At 40.2% G+C, this 21,299-nt stretch carries 13 protein-coding genes; 8 read left to right on the forward strand and 5 right to left on the reverse strand.

All coding sequences use genetic code 11. The features are described 5' to 3' along the window. Window positions 1-271: 271 nt before the first annotated feature. The 3 genes from H5160_RS04420 (at window position 272) to H5160_RS04430 (ending at window position 4,991) form a co-directional block, all read left to right on the forward strand. A complete protein-coding gene (locus tag H5160_RS04420; RefSeq protein WP_182736880.1) occupies window positions 272-2,083 on the forward strand; it encodes a glycoside hydrolase family 3 protein in 1,812 nt (603 codons plus the stop codon). Between the two features lies 1 nt (window position 2,084). Next, complete coding sequence (locus H5160_RS04425) at window positions 2,085-2,819, forward strand: 5-oxoprolinase subunit PxpA (protein WP_165723784.1); 735 nt, start codon at window positions 2,085-2,087, stop codon at window positions 2,817-2,819. Window positions 2,820-2,972: 153 nt separating this feature from the next. Further along, window positions 2,973-4,991, forward strand: coding sequence for a S9 family peptidase (locus H5160_RS04430; RefSeq protein ID WP_182736881.1), 2,019 nt, complete (start codon window positions 2,973-2,975; stop codon window positions 4,989-4,991). Between the two features lie 816 nt (window positions 4,992-5,807). Here H5160_RS04430 and H5160_RS04435 read toward each other — a convergent pair. Next, complete coding sequence (locus H5160_RS04435) at window positions 5,808-7,409, reverse strand: isocitrate lyase (RefSeq protein WP_002959200.1); 1,602 nt, start codon at window positions 7,407-7,409, stop codon at window positions 5,808-5,810. A gap of 239 nt (window positions 7,410-7,648) precedes the next feature. Here H5160_RS04435 and H5160_RS04440 point away from each other — a divergent pair, with 239 nt between their 5' ends. Then, window positions 7,649-9,838 (forward strand): malate synthase G, encoded by a 2,190-nt coding sequence (locus H5160_RS04440; protein WP_182736883.1) that lies wholly within the window; start codon window positions 7,649-7,651, stop codon window positions 9,836-9,838. Between the two features lie 210 nt (window positions 9,839-10,048). Here H5160_RS04440 and H5160_RS04445 read toward each other — a convergent pair whose 3' ends face one another. The 4 genes from H5160_RS04445 to H5160_RS04460 form a co-directional block, all read right to left on the reverse strand. Further along, window positions 10,049-10,774 (reverse strand): YebC/PmpR family DNA-binding transcriptional regulator, encoded by a 726-nt coding sequence (locus tag H5160_RS04445; protein WP_165723787.1) that lies wholly within the window; start codon window positions 10,772-10,774, stop codon window positions 10,049-10,051. A 145-nt stretch (window positions 10,775-10,919) separates the two neighbouring features. Further along, window positions 10,920-11,537 (reverse strand): HAD family hydrolase, encoded by a 618-nt coding sequence (locus H5160_RS04450; protein WP_182694230.1) that lies wholly within the window; start codon window positions 11,535-11,537, stop codon window positions 10,920-10,922. Between the two features lie 321 nt (window positions 11,538-11,858). Next, window positions 11,859-12,353, reverse strand: a complete 495-nt coding sequence (locus H5160_RS04455) for a DUF6702 family protein (RefSeq protein ID WP_182736885.1) — start codon at window positions 12,351-12,353, stop codon at window positions 11,859-11,861. Further along, window positions 12,353-14,800: a M1 family metallopeptidase gene (locus H5160_RS04460; RefSeq protein ID WP_182736887.1), complete on the reverse strand. Its 2,448-nt coding sequence runs from the start codon at window positions 14,798-14,800 to the stop codon at window positions 12,353-12,355. Before H5160_RS04460 ends, H5160_RS04455 begins: the two co-directional genes overlap by 1 nt. Before the next feature lie 579 nt (window positions 14,801-15,379). Between H5160_RS04460 and H5160_RS04465 the strand changes: the two genes are divergently transcribed. The 4 genes from H5160_RS04465 (at window position 15,380) to H5160_RS04480 (ending at window position 21,274) form a co-directional block, all read left to right on the forward strand. Beyond that, window positions 15,380-15,616, forward strand: a complete 237-nt coding sequence (locus H5160_RS04465) for a hypothetical protein (RefSeq protein WP_002959190.1) — start codon at window positions 15,380-15,382, stop codon at window positions 15,614-15,616. Window positions 15,617-15,694: 78 nt separating this feature from the next. After that, window positions 15,695-16,942 carry an exonuclease SbcCD subunit D C-terminal domain-containing protein gene (locus tag H5160_RS04470; RefSeq protein WP_182736888.1) on the forward strand — a complete coding sequence of 416 codons (1,248 nt, stop codon included), beginning with the start codon at window positions 15,695-15,697 and terminating at the stop codon, window positions 16,940-16,942. Then, entirely contained in the window at window positions 16,939-20,589 is a 3,651-nt protein-coding gene (locus tag H5160_RS04475) for an AAA family ATPase (RefSeq protein ID WP_182736889.1), read from the forward strand. The genes H5160_RS04470 and H5160_RS04475 overlap by 4 nt, the downstream gene beginning before the upstream one ends. A 28-nt stretch (window positions 20,590-20,617) precedes the next feature. Then, window positions 20,618-21,274 carry a class I SAM-dependent methyltransferase gene (locus H5160_RS04480; protein ID WP_182736891.1) on the forward strand — a complete coding sequence of 219 codons (657 nt, stop codon included), beginning with the start codon at window positions 20,618-20,620 and terminating at the stop codon, window positions 21,272-21,274. The last annotated feature ends 25 nt before the right edge of the window (window positions 21,275-21,299 follow it).

A 21,299-nucleotide genomic window follows, 5' to 3' on the forward strand; every position in this document is an offset into this window, starting at 1 on the left:
AAGCCCGCAGTTATACGCTCTTGAAAATTTATTATCTAATATTAACAAAGTCACAAAAAATATAACTAAATATAACTTTTCGCTAATAGCAAAATTATAAATTTTCTTTAACTTTTACAATATGTTATTGGTTCCTCTGCCAAAAATCCTTCTTTTGCAGTTACCTCAAAAAGTAGTTAAGCTGCTTACACTTATCTACTTTTTAGCTTTGGAGTGTGTTTTGCTAAATAAGTGTATTGTATCGTCTATCGTTTTTTTATCTGGGTGCTTAATGCCATTACAATCCTCGCTTGCTAAACCCGTGCTTTCTCTTGAACAAAAACTTGGGCAAAAGCTAATACTTGACTTTCGTTACTTCTGCCAGCAAGGAGTAAGTAATAAATGCCGAACTCCAATGACCGAGTTACCTAATGAGCTCGCTACCGCTATTGCAAAATACGATATTGGTGGGGTAATTTTATTTTCTGAAAACACTCAATCGATAGAGCAAACAATTACGCTTAATAGCCAATTGCAAACAGCTGCAAGTAAATCCAGTAGTAAGCTGCCGCTATTTATATCAATAGATCAAGAAGGCGGACGTGTAGCGCGTTTACCACGCGATGTTGCCACCTCATTTACTGGTAATATGTCGATTGGCGCAACCTACAAAAAACACGGTACAAGCTTTGCGACAGCAACAGCAACAGTAATAGCTAAAGAGCTAAATTCGCTGGGTATAAATGTAAACTACGCGCCCACGGTTGATGTAAACATGAACCCCGATAACCCTGTTATTAACGTTCGTTCGTTTGGTGAAAACCCAGCATTAGTGAGTAAATTGGGCGCCGCACAGGTTGCAGGATTTGAAAGCAATGGCGTGATTACCTCGTTAAAGCACTTTCCGGGTCACGGCGATACAAACGTAGATAGCCATACAGGCTTGCCTAAAGTAAACCATGCAAAAGAAGTTATTTACGAGCAAGACCTAGCACCGTTTAAACACATTATCGCCAAGCAAAACCCAGGTATGATAATGACGGCGCATATTCAATACCCAGCGCTTGATAGCACAACGTTTATAAGTGTTAATGGCAAAACTATGGTAAAACCAGCAACAATGTCGCGCGCAATCATTACTGATATTTTACGTGGCGAGCTTAATTACCAAGGAGTTGTAGTAACTGATGCGCTTGATATGGCTGGTATTAGTAACTTTTTTACACCAACTCAAGCGGTAATAAATACATTTTCAGCTGGGGCTGACATTGCCCTAATGCCCGTTGAAATTAGAACACCCGATGACTTAAACAAACTCGATGACCTTATTAAAGAGCTTATTGCAGCGGTTAAATCAAACCAACTTGATGAGCAAGAAATAGCACAATCTGCACAGCGAATAATTACGCTTAAAAATAAATTTAGATTAAGCACTAATTTTGACCCTATTACCGCGCTCATAAATGCAAAGCAAACAATTGGCAGTGCAGCACATCGAGAAATAGAAGCGCAGCTTGCTGTAGAGGCAATAACGCAGGTTAAAAATAATAACAGTACTTTGCCGCTTAATTTAAAAGCAGGAAGTAATGTTCATATTATTATGCCCGACACGCGTAAATGTATGGCAATGCAGCAAGCGATTGAAGCTATCAGCCAGCAAAAACTTAACTATAGTTGTAGTAGTTTACAAGGGTTTAATCCGGCACAAGCTAAAACACAAATACACGCTGCTGATGTAGTTATCGCCGGTAATGCAACACCTAATCAAAGTGCGGTCGAAATTGGCGGTATGGATGATTTAAAAGATGATTCAAATTTTGCACTTAATAATGCTGAGCAGCCAAAAGCACTTGAGTCATTATTAAAAGTGGCAAAAGAAGAAAACAAAAGCACTGTATTTATAAGCCTAAGAGCACCTTACGACATTGCTAAATTTGGCGATTATGCAAATGCTGTACTTGCATCGTATGCATATAATATTGATGTAGATAAAAACGATATTGTATCTGGCCCTGCTTTTATCGCACTTGCAAAAGTGTTACTAGGAGAAGCACCGGCTAACGGCGTATTACCTGTCACAATAAAACCGCAAAAGGCGCACTAATATGAAACTCAATTGTGATTTAGGCGAAAGCTTTGGCGCGTGGAAAATGGGGCTAGACGATGACGTTATGCCACATATTGATATGGCGAATATTGCGTGTGGGTTTCATGCAGGTGACGCCGATGTAATGGCAAACACTCTTGTACTTGCCAAGCAACATAACGTACAAATTGGTGCTCACCCAAGCTACCCAGACAAGCAGGGCTTTGGTAGACGCTCAATGGTACTTAGCGAAAAAGAGCTTACAAATTGCCTGCACTATCAAATAGCCGCTATTGAGGGTATGGCAAAAGTACAAGGTTTAACACTTAGCTATGTAAAACCCCACGGCGCACTGTATAACGACATGATGGCAAATGATCAAATATTACAAACCGTTATAAATGCAATTGCCAGCTACCCAATAGATTTAAAGCTAATGATTTTAGCGACTAAAAATGCCAATAAGCACATTCAAATAGCCAAAAGCTCAGGAGTTGATCTAATACTTGAGGCATTCGCCGACAGACAGTATACCGACGACGGGCATTTAGTGTCACGAACACTTGAGGGTAGCGTTCACAACAAAGCTGCATTACTAAAACAAGTAACTCAGCTTTTATCCGATGGCAGCGTGACAACACAAACTGGAAAAAAACTAACGCTCAACGCCCATAGCTTATGCGTACATGGCGACAACGCTGATGGCATAGCGCTTATAAAAGACATAAAAGCCCTGTGTAACTCAGCTAACTAAACTTTTACACAACCACAAATAGAAGCTGTAAACCCCCTTTACAGCTTTAACTCATAGATTTAAATAAGAGCTTTATCGCATCCTACTGTTAATTTAATAATCCCTAACATATAACTACTTAGCAAATTAAAAAAAGTAACAACAGGGATAAAAATGAAAAAGCTTTTAACACTTAGCCTCATTTTAGGCTGTAGTAATTTAGCCTACGCTGAAACAAATACACTACAACTGCAAGACGTGTTTAATTTAGAATATGCTAATCAAATAGATATAACCGAAGACGGTAAAACTGTTTATTTTGTGCGTAACCGCATGGATATAAAAACAGATCGCAAAGTGGGTAATATTTGGTCTGTTGATTACAAAACCAAACAAATGCAGCCGCTAACCTCTGGCGTGCATATGGATTATTCGCCAGTACTCTCTCCTGATGGTCAACGCCTTGCGTTTATATCAACCCGCGATGGCAGCAGCCAAATATATATTAAATGGCTTAAAACCGGTGCTATGGCAAAAATTAGTAACTTAACGAGTAGTCCACGTTCGATTACATGGAACCCTGATTCTAACCAATTAATATTTAGCATGTTTGTCCCAAGCGCTAATTCAGCGCCAGTGAGCTTACCGGGTAAACCAAAAGGCGCAACCTGGGCAGAGCCCGCCAAATTTATTGATGATGTGTATTACCGTTCAGATGGTGGCGGTTACACACAAAAAGGTTTTAGCCAATTATTTTCCATAGATGCTAACGGTGGTAATGCTAAACAACTCACTCATGATGAGTTTGACAACGCGGGCGATGTAAGCTTTAGTAACGATGGTAAATCACTTTATTTTTCTGCGAACAGGCACACTAACAACCAGCTAAAATTCACAAATAATGAAATTTATAAACTTGATTTGGCCTCGCAAACTATAACCGAAATTACTAAACGAGATGGCCCTGATGAACAACCTAAAGTATCGCCCGATGGTCGTTACTTAGCGTACACAGGTTATGACGATAAACGCACTAATTACGAAAATGCTCAACTTTATATTCGTGATTTAAAAACAGGTAACACAACTAGCTTAACGCCAAATTTTGATCGTAGCGTAGGTCAAATAAAATGGAGTGCCAATTCAAAAGGTGTGTACTTTAGTTACGCCGATAAAGGTCAAACCGCCCTTGCATATCAACCACGCAGTGGCAAGCGTAAAATAATAACAACTCAAATTGGCAGCGTTGCCTTTGGACGCCCTTATTCTGGTGGCGACTTTGATGTAAGCGAAGATGGCGAGGTAGCCTTTACCCTTGCAGATACTCAGCGCCCTGCTGATATAGCAACAATTAAACGCGGTAAAGTGCAGCGTTTAACTACCCTTAATGCAGATGCATTGGGCGACAAAGCTTTGGCTAAAGTGGAAGAAATTTGGGTTAAATCAAGCCACGATGAGCTTCCTATTCAGGGGTGGATTGCCTACCCGCCAGAATTTGATAGCAGCAAAAAATACCCGCTAATACTAGAAATACACGGCGGTCCTGTCGCTAATTATGGCCCGCACTTTAGCGCTGAAATTCAACTGTTTGCAGCCAAAGGTAATGTCGTTTTATACATGAACCCACGTGGTAGTGATTCCTATGGTAAAGAGTTTGCACAAACTATTCATCATAATTACCCAAGTAACGATTTTGATGACTTAATGACAGGCGTTGATGCGCTAATAGCGAAAGGCTTTATTGACGAGTCTAAATTGTTTGTGACCGGTGGTTCTGGCGGCGGCGTGCTAACAGCTTGGATTGTGGGTCATACCGATCGTTTTGCTGCGGCTGTAGTTGCCAAACCGGTTATTAATTGGATCAGCTTTGTACTAACTGCCGATTTTTACCCGTTTTTTGCTGATTACTGGTTTCCAGGGAAACCATGGGATCACATTGAGCATTACATGAAACGCTCGCCTATTAGCTATGTTGGAAACGTTAAAACTCCTACTATGTTGCTCACTGGGGAATCTGACTACCGTACACCAATTTCAGAAACTGAACAGTTTTATCAGGCATTAAAGTTACAAGGTGTTGATACTGCAATGGTGCGAATTCCTGATACATCGCATGGTATTACAGCTCGCCCATCAAACTTAATGACCAAAGTTGCTTATATTCAATGGTGGTTTGATAAACACTCTAAATAAACTCCGGGTAATAAATTTATAGCTCAAATAAAAGCCACTTTAAATAAGTGGCTTTTGTATTTATCGCCGTAGTATTCAAACTGTAAACCCCCTTTACACTTCTGTGACAGTTAAATATCGGACTTAGCTAAAACTTCAGTTAGTAAAATTTCGGTTTATAGCATTTTTTGTAACTTGAGTTGGTAAAAAATCGGTTTGAGTCACTGTTTATAGCCTCTCAGTTAGTAAAATTTTGTTTTATCGCACGGAGAAGTTAGTAAAAAATCGGTTTATAAATTCGCTAAGTTTGTCTATTAAAGCAAAAATCAGTCACTTACCAGACTTTTAAAGTTGTTGTAAACGCTTTTTACAGCAAAATCACCCCAAATATGCCGTTTTATGAAAGGTTAGTTAAACTCTGATCTGTAAATTCACTCAGGTAGTTAAATAGTGATCCAACATGATTTGGCAAGGGCGTGTTGAACTTTGGTGGGTTAATTTGCAGCAGTATGTTTGGTTTTTAGGCAAGGCGGAGCTTATGTAGTGTGGTTATTCCCCATGAATAGGCGATAACGTAGCATAAATACCAAACATTCGCTGCCCTTTGGGTTCTTTCTAGGGACGATAAACTCTTTGTTGCTCGGTTTTTACTTAGCCCACTAGGTTACAAACCTCGCGCCGCGATTTAATCGCCCCTAGTTTGAACGAATTTCAATCCACAAAGATCAACACGCCCTAGTTAAAGTCTGATCTGTAATTATGCTTAAATGTTCTAACTTTATTTAAAACAATAAAAAAGGGCCTATTGGCCCTTGAGTAACACTATCTAGTTAGGAATTAAAACTGGTTCATGGTGTTATCTTCACCACCGGCTTTTAGCGCGTTATCACCAGAGAAGTATTCTTTGTGCGTATCGCCCATGTTAGACCCTGCTAGGTCTTGGTGTTTAACAGAAGCTTGCTCACGGCGAATTTCTTGGCGTTGTACATCACGCACGTAAGCCAGCATACCCATATCGCCAAAGTAACCTTCTGATAAAATATCAGTGCTTAGCGCAGCTGTATGGTACGTAGGCAGAGTAATTAAGTGATGGAAAATACCTGCTTCACGTGCGCCATCGCGCTGGAAGTTTTGCACTAGTAAATCGGCTGCTTGTGCAAGCTCTGTTGCATCCATCTCTGGTGCCATAAGGCCTTTATTATCGCCAAGGCTTGGGTAAGCACTAAGGTCACGGCCTGCTTCTTCCCACTCCTGATATACTTGCTCACGAAACTTAAGCGTCCAGTTAAACGAAGGCGAGTTGTTGTATACCAGTTTTGCATTTGGCACGTGTTCTTTTACACGATTCACCAGTTCTGCAATTTGTTTAACATGTGGTTTTTCTGTTTCAATCCACAGTAAATCAGCGCCCGACTGCAAGCTAGTAATACAGTCTAATACTACGCGGTCTTTTTCAGTGCCTTCGCGGAACTGGTATAAACCGTTATCTAGGCGAGTTGGTTTACATAACTGGCCATTAATTTTCATTGCCGTGTCGCCTTCATTTAAGTCATCAACACCGTTAATGGGCGTGGTTTCTAAAAATGCATTGTATTGGCTTGCTAAGTCTCCTGGTGTTTGCGAAACAGGTACCTTTTGCGTAAGGCTGGCACCCAATGAGTCTGTACGTGCCACAATAATACCGTTATCAATACCTAGCTCTAAAAAGGCGTAACGTACTGCGTTAATTTTTGCTAAAAAATCTTCGTGTGGAACGGTCACTTTACCCGCTTGGTGACCACATTGTTTAGCGTCAGATACTTGGTTTTCTATTTGAATGGCACATGCACCGGCTTCAATCATTTTTTTAGCCAGTAAGTAAGTTGCTTCTTCGTTACCAAAACCTGCGTCAATATCAGCAATAATTGGCACAACATGGGTTTCAAAGTTGTCTATTTTATCAATAACAGCTTGAACATCGCCGCCGTTCGCTTTTGCTTCATCTAGGTCGTTAAACAAGTGATCTAGTTCACGTGCATCAGCTTGCTTTAAAAACGTGTAAATTTCTTCAATTAGCGCAGGTACCGATGTTTTTTCATGCATGCTTTGATCTGGCAGCGGACCAAATGCAGAGCGAAGCGCTGCAACCATCCAGCCACTTAAGTATACATAGCTGCGTTTAGTTGTTTTTTGATGGCGCTTAATAGCCATCATCATTTGTTGGGCAGTAAAGCCATGCCAACAGCCTAAAGATTGCGTGTACTGGCTTGTGTCGGCGTCATATGCAGCCATATCTTCACGCATTACGTCTGCTGTGTATTGCGCAATTTCAATCCCTGTACGAAAACGGTTTTGTAAACGCATACGGCTTGCGTATTCAGGGTTAATAGCTTTCCATGCGCTGCCTTGTGTTTGGCAAAGAGTAGAGAGTGTGTCTGTTTCGCGTTGATATGTTGTCATAATAAAATCCTTCGAACGAGTGTGTAAATTATTTTAATGTTGTGAGAGTGGCTAGGAGTGTGTTCCGTAGCGCTTAATTCAACATTAGGCTCCTTTTCTAGATTTAGTAAATTTATAGTTGTTATTGTGGCTATACATTTTGTGAATAGCTAAAAAGCACTCAACATTGCCTTTTTGAGTTATTGTTGCCTTACGCACAAGCACACAACAACATCGCGACCGTTTAAAGGAAGGCAACTATGTCCCACACTCTCACACATTCAGGACTCAGCGTAGATACACAACTCGCTGATTTCGTTAAAAATCAATTGCTACCAGGCACTCACTTAAGTGAGTCACAATTTTGGCAAAGTTTTGCACATATCGTTCAAACACTTACCCCTATTAATAAGGCACTGCTTGAAAAGCGAGAGCTGCTTCAACAGCAAATAGACGACTACCATCTTGCTAATAAAACCTGGGATAGCGCTAAATACCAAGCCTTTTTGCAAGATATTGGTTACTTAGTAAAAGAGCCTGCCAACTTCGAAATTGAAACCCAAAATGTAGAGCCCGAAGTGGCCCTTACAGCAGGCCCTCAGTTAGTTGTGCCTGTAAGTAATGCACGCTTTGCACTTAATGCCGCTAACGCTCGCTGGGGCTCGTTATACGACGCCTTATATGGTACTGATGTGTTAAGCGAAGATGACGGGGCTGAAAAAGGCAATACCTACAACCCTGTTCGTGGTTTTAAGGTAATGGCCTACGCTCGCCAGTTTTTAGATAAAGCATTGCCGCTGACCAATGGCTCGCATATAGAAAGCACGAATTACTCAGTAGTAGATGGCGCACTTTTAATTACCTTGCGTGACAGCTCTCAAACCACATTAGCTAACCCATCTCAGCTTATTGGCTATCAAGGAGAAGCACAAAACCCAACTGTAGTGTTATTAAAAAACAATGACTTACACATAGAGCTACATATCGATCACCACCACATTATTGGCCAAGCTGATAAGGCTGGTTTAAAAGATGTAGTGCTAGAGGCCGCTCTTACCACCATTATGGATTGTGAAGATTCAGTAGCTGCGGTAGATGCAGAAGATAAAGTACAAGTTTATAAAAATTGGCTTGGGTTGATGCAAGGTAACTTAGTTGAATCGTTTAAAAAAGGCGATAAAACTGTTGAGCGTACCCTGCAAAGTGATAAAACATACACCGCACTTGATGGCGGCACCGTTACTTTAAAAGGCCGTAGCATGATGTTTGTAAGAAACGTTGGCCATTTAATGACGAACCCTGCTATTACTGATGTGTTTAATCAACCGGTGTTTGAAGGCATTATGGATGCGATGTTTACAGCCACTGCTGCCCTGCACGACCTAAATAAAAAAACAGGTATCAAAAATTCAAGCGCGCAAAGTATTAATATAGTAAAACCCAAAATGCATGGCCCAGAAGAGGTGGCATTTACTAACACTTTATTTAGCTTAGTAGAGGAAGCGCTAAGCTTACCTAAAAACACGCTTAAAATGGGGATTATGGATGAAGAACGACGTACTTCTGTAAATCTTAAAGCGTGTATTTATGCAGCTAAAGAGCGTGTTGTATTTATTAATACCGGGTTTTTAGATAGAACAGGCGATGAAATTCATACCTCTATGCAAGCGGGCGTTGTGCTTCCAAAAGCACAGATTAAGCAGCAACCATGGATACAAGCTTATGAGGATCGCAACGTCGATATTGGCCTTGCTTGTGGCTTAAGTCATAAAGCACAAATAGGTAAAGGCATGTGGCCAATGCCAGATAAAATGGCATTAATGATGGAGCAAAAACAAGCTCACCCTAAATCAGGCGCTAATACTGCATGGGTGCCCTCCCCTACAGCCGCTACCCTGCATGCAATGCATTATCACGATATAAACGTATTTAATGAGCAGCAAAGTATAGCTAAACGTACTATTGCGAGTCTTAATGACCTGCTTACACCGCCGCTAATGGCAGACCCTAAAACGCTTTCAAAAGAAGATATTCAAAGTGAGCTAGAAAATAACGCACAAGGTATTTTAGGTTACGTTGTACGTTGGATTGATCAAGGCGTAGGCTGCTCAAAAGTACCTGACATTAACCATATAGGTTTAATGGAAGACAGAGCCACACTGCGTATTTCAAGCCAGCATATGGCTAATTGGTTGCTAAATGGCGTGTGCTCACAAGCGCAAATAAAATCAACAATGGCTAAAATGGCCAAAGTGGTTGATGGACAAAACGAGCATGACACTGCGTATACACCTATGGCAACAAGCGAAGAAATCCTTAATAACAGCATTGCCTATCAAGCCGCTACGGCATTAGTTTTAGAGGGCGTAACGCAACCTAGTGGGTACACTGAACCACTACTACATAGCTACCGTATAAAATATAAAGCACAAAAATCGAATACGCTTTAACTGCTTAATCAAAGTTAAAATTAAGTACTAAACCAGCTTTAAAGCTGGTTTTTTATCGCCTAAAATTAGAATAACAGCACTTTTAAGGCATTTTAAAAATATATATTCAAATAAGCATAATACACATGAATATCTAACATTTATTTAAACGTAAAAAAGCGTGTTTTGCATACACAAAACACGCTTTTTAAAGCTTTTAACCGTTTGCGTTTAATTTTTTACAATGGCATTGTGATAAATATTTTGTACATCGTCACAATCTTCAAGCATATTTATAAACTTATCAAAGTTAGCAATAACTTCTTCGTCTTCAATTTCAATATTAACTTGAGGAATAAACGTAATTTCGTCTACTTCAAAGTTAATGCCTTCAAATGCGTCTTCAAGGGCAGTTTTAGCTTTAAAGTATTCTGTTGGCGGTGCAAATACTGATATTTTACCATCCTCGGCTTCAACATCGCTTACATCAACATCAGCCATCATTAATGCTTCTAATACGACTTCATCGTCATCGCCTGCAAAGCCAAGTACCGCATAATGATCAAACATATGCGCTACACAGCCAGGAGTACCAATTTTTGAGTCTGTTTTAGTAAATGGTAAACGTACATCTTTGATAGTACGGTTCGGATTGTCAGTTAAACAGTCAACAATAACCATGCAGTTACCAGGGCCATAGCCTTCATAACGGGCAACAGAGTAATCTTCTCCTGCGCCACCGGCTGCTTTTTCAATTGCTTTTTCGATAACGTGTGCGGGTACTTGGTCTTTTTTAGCTTTTTCGATTAGACGGCGAAGTGTTTGGTTTACTTCGGGATCGGGAACACCACTTTTTGCTGCAACGTAAATCTCTTTGCCGTACTTTGAGTTTACTTTTGTTTTTGCATTGGCTGTTTTGATCATAGAACTTTGACGAACTACAAATGCTCTGCCCATTTTGTGCCCCTAATGAATACGTTACGTTTTGCGGTATTTTACCAATTCAAAACGTATTGGGCTAGCTCCGCAATGGGCAAAACTTGATTAATAAAAACTTTTATAACTACATACTCATTTCAGAATAAATCAAATGGCATGCTATTTAACATAACTCTATTTTTTCAGAATAACTCTCAACTAATGTCACTAATTCAACAAAGTCATGTAAAACGTAATCTGCCTGATCGGCATAAGCAGGCGTTGACTCTGGAGCGTATAAACACGCGCGCATATTTGCATTGTGCGCAGCTTGAATGTCGTAAAGGTAATCGCCTACATAAAGTAAATTTCTGGCGTTAATGTTCCAAAGTGTAGCAATGGCATTTAAAGCGCTGGGATCTGGCTTTGCTGGGGCATCGCTTCGCGTTAAAACTGTGCTGATAGGGAGTGGATTATTTTGTAATTTCATTGCCGCTGCTTTATCAAAATTGCGAGTAACAATCGCCATCGGAATATTTTTAGACTTTAAAGCATGAATAGCTTCACTCACACCAGGTAATATACTGGCATGTTGTGCATCTATTAATTCGTGTTGGTGAACTATATTCATTGCCTCTTCACGCATATACGGTGAGGGCAACTGAGCAATGTAATCAAGTAAGTCTTGCTCGCAAGGGCAACCTATTTGGGCCTTTATTAATGCAAAATCTAGTTCGGATGAAACTAATGTTCCATCTAAATCAAAAATCACTCCAAAAATAGCCTCAACCTGAGTAGTCATATCATTCCCTGAATTTAGTTATTACTAAATAAAATTTAAACATAAAATTCTCTACTGCTTATGCCCAAGCCAGTTATAGCTAAAGGGATAAATGAAACTAACTATATTCAAATTATTTATTTGCACTGCTATCAATCTATTGATAATACAGTAAATATAATTGGTAGTTGTAGCATGCGCAAAAAATGGTAAATATACAAATTGAACTACCAATTTTTACGTAAATTTACATATACCAGATCAAAAATGAACGCAGTTTAAACGTATGAAGAAAACGCGCACATTAACTGCAGTGCGCGTTGGTTGGGGAAGTTTTAACTGTTAATTTTGCTCAAAGCGGGCTTCGAGCCAAGTATCATCTTGTGCAAAGTTTAAAGTTTTAATCTTACCTTTGCCCTCAACGTTTACCATATTTACCTGAGATGGCCATAAATCACGAAGCGCGCCATTGCTCATTTTAATTCCATCAATGTTTTCAGGAATTGGTGCTTCTTGGTAAACCCAAAAAAACTTACCATCAACTTGTGCCCCTACAAAGCTAAGTGGTAAAGGTTCGCCACTTAACGTTTGTAGAGCAACATGCGATTCAACATACTTAGCAAAACGTTGCTGATCGGCTTTATTACTAATAATATCAATTTTGCCTTTAAACAATGTTCCTACGGCGTGTTCGGTATCATGTAAATAAAAGCGATGCATTAACTCAACATTATGCGTTCGTTTATTAAAAAGCACGGTTGTAACTGACGATTTTAGTTGATGCGCCATACTCGGCGCAGCAACTAAAAGGCAAACAATAATAAGCAAAAAGCGCATTATTGCGGCTCCTCACCGTTATCTTTTTCGTCTTTCTTCTCATCAGTTTTAAGCTCAGTTTTAATATCTTGCATGATATCGCGACTTACTTTAGCTTTACTCTTTTCCTTTTTAAACACTTCAATACGTGAAGGAATAATGCGACGAGGGTAGTTATTATTTTCAATATCTACGTCAGCTGTTTCCCAGCCTGGGTCAACAGTAACTGATACAAGCGGTTTGTTTTTATCGGTAACAATCAGCTTTTGAACGTTTTTATAATTACGACGCCAAATTTCAGCAGGGATATAACGCTCTTCTTTAGTGCCATCTTCATATGTTAGCTCAAGTAATATAGGCATTACCAAACCACCAAGGTTTGAAAATTCCATAACGTAGTAGTTTTTATCTTCTTCTAAAGCACGTTCAAGCGTTTTACGCTCCCACGGCTCTAAGCCTTTTAAAAACTTATTGTACGAGTTACGTTCTTTATTGGTTACAGTAAAGCGGTCGTTTTCGTCATAAAAATCGGTAACATCAGGGTTTTGCTCAACCCATGTTTTTTTACCTTCGGCGCGGTTACGCTCAACAAATAATGACGTAGGCTTGTCTGCATCAATATCACGTAAACGGCTGTAATCAATATCAGGGTTTTTAGTGTCTAAACGTAGTTGATACACTTTATCTAAAGAGATATCAACATGGTCTGTGGTGTAAAACCAGCCACGCCAAAACCAATCTAAATCAACACCAGAGGCTTCTTCCATTGTACGGAAAAAATCAGCTGGAGTAGGGCGCTTGTATTTCCAGCGCTGAGCATACTCTTTAAATGCAAAGTCGAATAAGTCACGGCCTAAAATTACTTCACGTAAAATATTAAGGGCTGCGGCAGGTTTAGTATAAGCATTAGGGCCTAAACGTAATACGCTGTCTGACTGAGTCATAATTGGTACTTGGACTTCTGACTTCATGTAGCTCACTATATCGCGAGGCTCAACACCCCAAGGAATAGTAGGATCCCATTCACGACCAGCAACACCATCTAAAAAGCTGTTTAAGCCTTCATCCATCCACGTCCATTGGCGCTCATCTGAGTTCACAATCATCGGAAAGTAAATATGACCCACTTCATGAATAACTACGCCAAGTAAAAAGCGCTTTTCAGCCTGAGAATAAGTACGAGTACCGTCATCTTGTAACTTAGTACGCGGACCGTTAAAGGTGATCATTGGGTATTCCATACCACCAACTGGGCCGTTAACCGACTGTGCAGTTGGGTACGGGTAATCAAAAGAATACTTAGAGTACACTTCCATTGTGTGTACTACCGCTTCAGTTGAGTACTTTTTCCATAAGTCACCACCTTCTTTAGGGAAGAACGACATTGCCATAACTAAAGGCTGAACGTCACCACCTTGTTGATAACCTTTTGCATCCCACATAAACTTACGAGACGACGCCCAAGCAAAGTCACGAACATTCTGTGCTTTAAAGTGCCACGTTTTAGTTTTGTCGGTGCCTTCTTTTTCGTTTTCTAGCGCTTCTTCTGCGTTAACAATAAACACAGGACGCTTAGATGTTTCAGCTTGCTTTAAACGTTTGCGCTGAGTACTTGTAAGTACTTTGCTCGCGTTATCAAGCTTACCTGTTGCCGATACAATGTGATCCGCAGGAACAGTAATCTCAACATCGTAATCACCAAACTCAAGCGTAAACTCACCAGAGCCTAAAAATGGCTTGTTTGTCCATGCCTCGTAATCGGTATAAGCCGCTAAGCGAGGGAACCACTGAGCAATTAAGAATATGTCGTTGCCATCTTCTTCAAAGTGCTCGTAACCAGAACGTGCACCTACAGCATCTTCTTCAACAATGTTGAAGGCAAAGTTCATGCTAAATTCTACTTCTTTACCTGGTTTTAATGGCTCGTTTAAATCAATGCGCATTAAAGTATCAACTACAGTTACGCGTAGCTCTTTACCATCGTCATCTTTTACGCCACTGATAGTATAACCCAGTTCGTTGTCGCTCATAAATTGCTGACGGCGTAAGTCACCTAAACTTAATTTAGCAGGCTTTTGAGCTGGTAGGCTTTCTAAAGTGCTTTTAAACGTTTTAGTTGTTTCGGCAATTGAATCGCTTTTAAAAATATTTTGATCTAACTGTAACCATAAATATTTAAGTGTATGCGGAGAGTTATTTTTATATTCAATGCTTTGGCTACCGGTAATACGGTGCTTTTTTTCATCTAGCTTTACATCAATATCGTAGTTTACACGTTGCTGCCAGTATCTTTCACCTGGTTCGCCAGCGGCACTACGATAAACGTTGGGTGTAGGAAGCGCTTCGTCTAATTGACGAAATTTATCAACAAAAGAACCTTTTGTTTGCTCAACTGAAGACGCAATAGCTGCACTAGATATTGCCAAAGGCAATACAAAAGCACTTAGCGTAAGACCTATTTTTTTCATTGTTAGTCCTAATATAATTTTGTGAGCATACTTTGACAAATATACCAGTTAGCTTCAATAAATTAGCGACCAAGTACCGTATTTTTAGGGTGATGTTCACTTAGTTTATTAGATTGAAAAGTACAATTATTTTGTAACAAAATACGAATAAATAAAAACTGTAAAGGGGCTTTACAAAAGTGGGTTTTAATAATGGTTTTGAGCTGTTAAATACAAGTTTTAGAGCTTGGTAAAAGCACATTAATTTTACCTACGTTGCTAAAAAAGTATTGCTTTAACATTATCAGGTAAACCAATAATCCTATGTATAAGTGTCTCAAATTTCCAACAAGTAAAATGAGCTAAAAGCCCACTCTACTGAACAAAAATACAGTGAAAACAGCTGAATTATTGGCTCAAATATTGCCGAACTTCCTTAATGTTCGCTATTTTTACGATAAATGATAAATAGTGCAATTTTAGGTTGATCTTTAGTGCAGTTTATATTTAAAATCGCCAACCTTTTTATTTGAGGCAAATAAATTCGTCACATTTATCCTCAAATTAATATCGATTACTAGCAAGAAATGCGGTGGGCTTATGGATTTTTACATCCTAAAAAAACAACAAGAACTAATTGCGATTCCAGCAAGTGAGAATAACTGTAAGCAGTATCTCGATTCGGGTTATTTTTATATCGATAAAGTAGCAGCGTGCAACGAAACTAATGCATTAAAGGCGCTACACGCAAAACAAACTAAAACGTTAAAAATTCCATTATTAATGGCACTTTTAGCATTACCGGTTGTTTTTTCAGCTTGGTACAGTTTAACCTAAGGTAATACACGGCTTGGGCTTGCATCTTTAACTGCCTTGGGTATATTGGCGCTCTTACGGTTTAATTAAGAGCGCGACATGAAAGTCCTCCACACCTCAGATTGGCACCTTGGCCAACAATTCTACGAACACGACCGCCGTGTTGAGCATCAAGCCTTTTTTACATGGTTATTAGCCACTCTTGTTGAACAACAAATAGACTTACTTTTAGTTGCTGGCGATATTTATCATACCGCGACTCCAAGTGCTAGCGCCGAAAATCAGCTTTACCAATTTATTAAAGACGCCAAAAAGGCATCCCCACAATTACACGTAGTAATTATTGCGGGTAACCACGACTCTGCAAATCGTATTTTGGCAGCTCAGCCATTACTAGCGCAATTTGATACGCACGTAGTAGGGCGCTTTGATGTCGCAACACCCGATGAAACTGTTATTACCATAAATACCAATGGTAAACGCGCTGTAATCGTCGCTATGCCATTTTTACGTGCAAGCGATGTAAGTTTACTAAGCCAAACCGAAAGCGGCCCTAGTTATGCTCAAGGCGTTGCAAAAGCTTACGAGCTTGCACTAGAACAAGCTACTAATATAAACGAGCAAAACTCACCATTAATAGTTATGGGGCATTTACACGCAAAAGGCGGGGATATCTCAAGTGATTCTGAGCGTAACTTAGTAATAGGTGGTGAGGAGTCTATTTCAGCCAATGTATTTGGTAAACAAGCCAACTATGTTGCCCTTGGTCATTTACACAAAGCGCAACAAGTCGCTAAAAGCGATATTATTCGCTACAGCGGCACACCTATCCCTATGTCGTTTTCAGAACGTAACTACACGCACCAAGTAAATGTTGTTGAGTTTATTACTGATGAAAAACAACATATTAGTACAACTGTAAACCCCCTTTACATTCCGCGCTCTGCCGATGTAATTGTTTTACCAAAAGGGGAGTGTGTACCATTAAGTGAACTATGCGAGCAAATTAAAGCGCTCGACACTGCACAAAATACAATAGCGCCTTATTTACGTGTAAAGCTTAAATCAAGCGATACCGACACCACCTTCAGAGAACAAATAGAACAAGCACTTGAAGGCAAGCATATTAAATTTTGTGGTATTGAACGTGTACGTGAGCAATCAGCGCAAAATGACGACAACACCGTATTTGAAGATTTAAGCGAAGTTGAAATGCTCAACCCACTAAACCTATTAGAACAAGCATTCGCAAACGATAAAGACATGGCAGGGCAAAGCGTACCCGATGAGCTAAAAGCACTTTTAAGTGACGTGATAAACGAGCTAACGGAGCAAGAACAACTATGAAAATAACCGCAGTTCGTATTCATAATTTAGCCTCAATAGTTGACGCTGAAATAGACTTTACTCAAGCTCCATTAAAAGATGCAGGCTTATTTGCGATAACAGGCGATACCGGCGCTGGTAAAAGTACCTTTTTAGATGCGATTTGTTTAGCGCTTTATACTAAAACAGCGAGGCTACGCGGCGATAAAGGTAACTTAATTGAATTTAACGGCGACAGCATTAAGCTAAATGATGCGCGAAACTTACTACGCAGAGGTACGTGGGAAGGCTACGCCGAGGTCGACTTTTTAGGGCAAGATAAACAGCTTTATCGTGCGCGCTATACAATTGCACGCACCCATAAAAAAGTAACAGGCAAACTTAAAGTAGCAGAGCACACTTTATTAACCCTGCCAGACGAAACCCTTATAGCTGACAAAAGCCACACAATAAAAGAAGTTGAGAGCAAAATAGGGCTTAACTTTGAGCAGTTCTCCCGTGCCGTACTTTTAGCGCAACATGAGTTTGCTGCATTTTTAAAAGCCACTGGCGATGAGCGAGCGCAACTTTTGGAGTGCTTAACAGGCACCGATAAATTTAGCCGTATTGGCGTGCGTATTTTTGAGCGCCATAAAGAGCAAGTGGCAAAGCTTGAAGCGCTTAAAGCAGGCCTTGAAAGCTATACCTTATTAACACCAGAAGAACTCGAGTTACAACAAACCAAGTTAACCGATTTAAAAGCGCAAACCGAACACACTAAAAAAGAGCTGACCAAAACCGAAAAAGCACTTAACTGGTATCAACAAGCTACAGTGCTTGAGCAAAATTTACTGCAAGCACAGCAAACCCAGCAACAAGCAAGCTCAGCGCTTGAAAGTATCGTTGAACAAAGCGAGCAAGCAAAACAAGCTAAACAAGCGCTTGAAATAAAAGATAACCGCAGCCGTTTTACTTTGTTAACTGATCAAAATACGGCGTTAGATCAGCAAATAACATCACTTAAAAGTGTTGATCATTTAGCGGTAATTAACGAGCGTAACACCGCGCTTGCTAAGTATTCCGAGCTACTTAATAACGCCAATGAGCAAAAACAAAATGCAGCGCCCGTTATAGCAAGAGCGAGAGAGCTCGACAGCAGCATTGCTTTGCAAACTCAAGCTGTAAAAGGCGCAGAGTCGCAAATAACCAAAGAGCAAACTCAACTTGATGAGCTCAATCAGCAGCTTAGACAAAGCAATAACGAGCTAGAACTCGCTAATACCGACTCAACTAAAAGCCAGCAATGGCTTAATGAGCATGCACAGCTGAACGTTTTAGCAAAAGACTGGAGCTACTATCAGCAAAGCTTTAATACTTACTTAAATGCACAGCAGCAATTAACTGCAAACCTTGCACAAAGCCAAACTCTTAATACCGAGCTTGCAGGTCAGAGCGAGCGTTTAAATACACAAAATAACAAAGTGCAGCAGTGCGAGGCGTTACTTACGAGCGAGCAGTCTGCTTTGCAGGTTTTAAATACTCAGCTTAATGAATTTAATGCAGAGCACTGCGACGCGCAGCTAAAAAGTATTGATTACTTAAAAGAGCAGCGAGAGCGTTATAAGCAATTTAACGCAGAACTAAAACAAAGCACTCAACGCCAACAAGTACTTAATCAGCAGCTAAATGAAAGCCAGCAAGCCCATGCTTTACTTAATCAGCATTTAATAACCAGTGAGCAAGCACTTAAAGGCAGCGAGTACTCACTTAACCAAGCGCGCTTAAGAGCCAGCGAAAACGTAGAGCATTTACGCACTGAGCTTCGCCCTAATGAGCCTTGTTTAGTGTGCGGCGCAACGGAGCACCCGTATGCGGTAAACCAAAATCAGCAATTAAATAACTTAATTACCGATTTTGAAAATGCTTTTAATACCGCTAAAAAGCAATTTGACCATGCACAAAGCGAGCTGCATAAGCATCAAACTCAACATGCTGTATTAACTGCTGAACACGGACAACTTGAGCAAATAATACAAACAGCAAAAGCCAAACAGCTCGACATTAAAAATACCATGCAAGGCGCACGTAGTGAGCTTAACGACTTAACGCCTGATCAGCTTGAAGTAACTTATAAGCAATTAACGCAGCAAAAAGCGCAATACTTTGAGCAACAAAAACGCCAACGTACACTGCAAACCAAAGTAAATGAGCTACTAGCAGCACTTAAAGCAGAGCAGCAAGTACAGCAGCAGTTGAGTAATAAACACCTTGAGCTTACACACCAGCAAAACCAGTTAACGAGTAAGCATAGCGAGCTAAGTGCGCAAATTAACGAGCTGGGTACAACGCTCAATAATCAATTTGAAAACAGTGATTTTTGGCAGCAATTACAAGCCAATACGCTTGAACTTACCGAGCTGAACAAGCAGGTTACACAGTATCAGCAAACTCAAACGCAACTTGAGCAAAGCCAAAAACGTCAAGACACAGCTAATGAGCAAATAAAGCAGCTCACACCGCTTGTTAGTAAAAGCGAGCAATCGTTAAAAGCACTTAATGAAGAGCTTGTTAAAGCTAAAAATTTACTAAGCACTGTGCAAAGTGAGCGCTTAGCTTTATTTAATAACGAGCAAATAAGCGCAGACGACTACCAAGCAAAACTTACAAGTGCGCAAGAGCAAATGCAATCGCAGGTTCAAGCGAGTCAAAAAGCCTATGACGACGCTATAAAACAACGAGATGAGCACGCTATAACGCTTAAAAATGTGGAGCAACGCTTACTTGAAAACAGCCAAGAACTAGCAACACTTGAGGCACGTTATAACCAGTGGTTTACTGACTTTAAAGCGCAATACAGCGATGTAACGCACGAACAGGTCAAAATTTTACTAACGCTTAGTAGCGATACTATTAAAGCACATTTAAATCAACACGAGCAGTTAACTCAAGCGTTAACAGATGCAAATGCCGCATTAAAACAGCAGCAACTTACGCTTGAAAAACACAACAGTAGCGATAAGCCAACACAAAGTGCAGAGGCTTTAAGTACGCAATTAAGTAGCTTAAATGAGCAACAAACGCAGCTGCAAAATTCATTACTAGCAACTAATACCGCTATTGAGCAACACAACCAAAACGCAAAGGCGCTTGAAGGCAAACAAGCCGAGTTAACTACGCTTAAAACACAGGTAGAGCAGTGGCACTTGCTTAATAAAGTATTGGGCGATGCAACGGGTAAAACCATGCGTAACTTAGCGCAAACACAAACGTTAAAAATATTACTGCACTATGCCAACAGCCACTTAAAAACACTCAACAAACGCTACGAATTAACCGCCATAGCGCAAACGCTCGACATTGCAATTATCGACCGCGACATGGCCGACGAGCAACGCTCTGTTAATACGCTCTCGGGCGGTGAGTCATTTTTAGTATCGCTAGCGCTTGCACTTGGTTTAGCATCGCTTTCGTCTAACAAAGTACAAATCAATTCTTTGTTTATTGACGAAGGGTTTGGTACGTTAGACAGCGAAACCCTAAGCATTGCAATGGACGCTTTGGATTCTTTGCAAGCACAAGGCAGAAAAGTAGGCGTTATATCGCACGTAACACATATGAGCGAGCGTGTAGCCACTCAAGTGCATGTAGCCAAAAAGCCAGGTGGATATTCCACAGTTGAAGTTTTATAAGCAACATTACTGAAAACAAGGAGATACAATGCCAACGTTTACAGGCGAGCAAGCAACACAATACGATAGCCGCATAACCCGTTTAGTGCCTGGTTATGAATTATTACATCAGCTCACTAATGCGCAACTACAAGCAACGCTAAGCGACAATGCGCATATTTTGGTAGTAGGGGCAGGCACAGGCAAAGAAGTACTTGCACTGGCTGCACTAAACCCTACATGGCAATTTACTGCGCAAGATACATCAGCCGATATGCTTGCTATCGCACAGCAGCAATTTGATGAACAAGGCATAACAAGCCGCGTAGATGTATATAATGGTCCAGTTGATAAGTTATCGGTTAAAGCCGATGCCGTTTTATGTTTATTAGTAATGCATTTTTTAGAAGATAACGGCGATAAAAAAGAGTTATTAAAAGCAATTAAAGGAAGTCTTAAAAAAGACGCAAACCTTTTTATTGCAGATTTAATGCGCCCCGAAACTTCATTTGAGCGCGAAGCCCAGCTCACAACGTGCGCGCAATTGGGTTTAACCGAAACAGGTAAAACACAAACAGGGCACGACTTAGAAAATGAGTTTTACCCGCTTGATAGAATGCGCTTTAGCGAATTGCTAAATGAGTGCAAATTTGGCATTCCGAAGCTGTATTTTAAAGCCCTAGGTTTTAGCGGATATGTAGTTTAAGTTTTACAAGCTAAACAAGCACCCG

The organism is Pseudoalteromonas sp. SG43-4 (assembly GCF_014164325.1).
GTDB classification, from domain to species: domain Bacteria; phylum Pseudomonadota; class Gammaproteobacteria; order Enterobacterales; family Alteromonadaceae; genus Pseudoalteromonas; species Pseudoalteromonas distincta.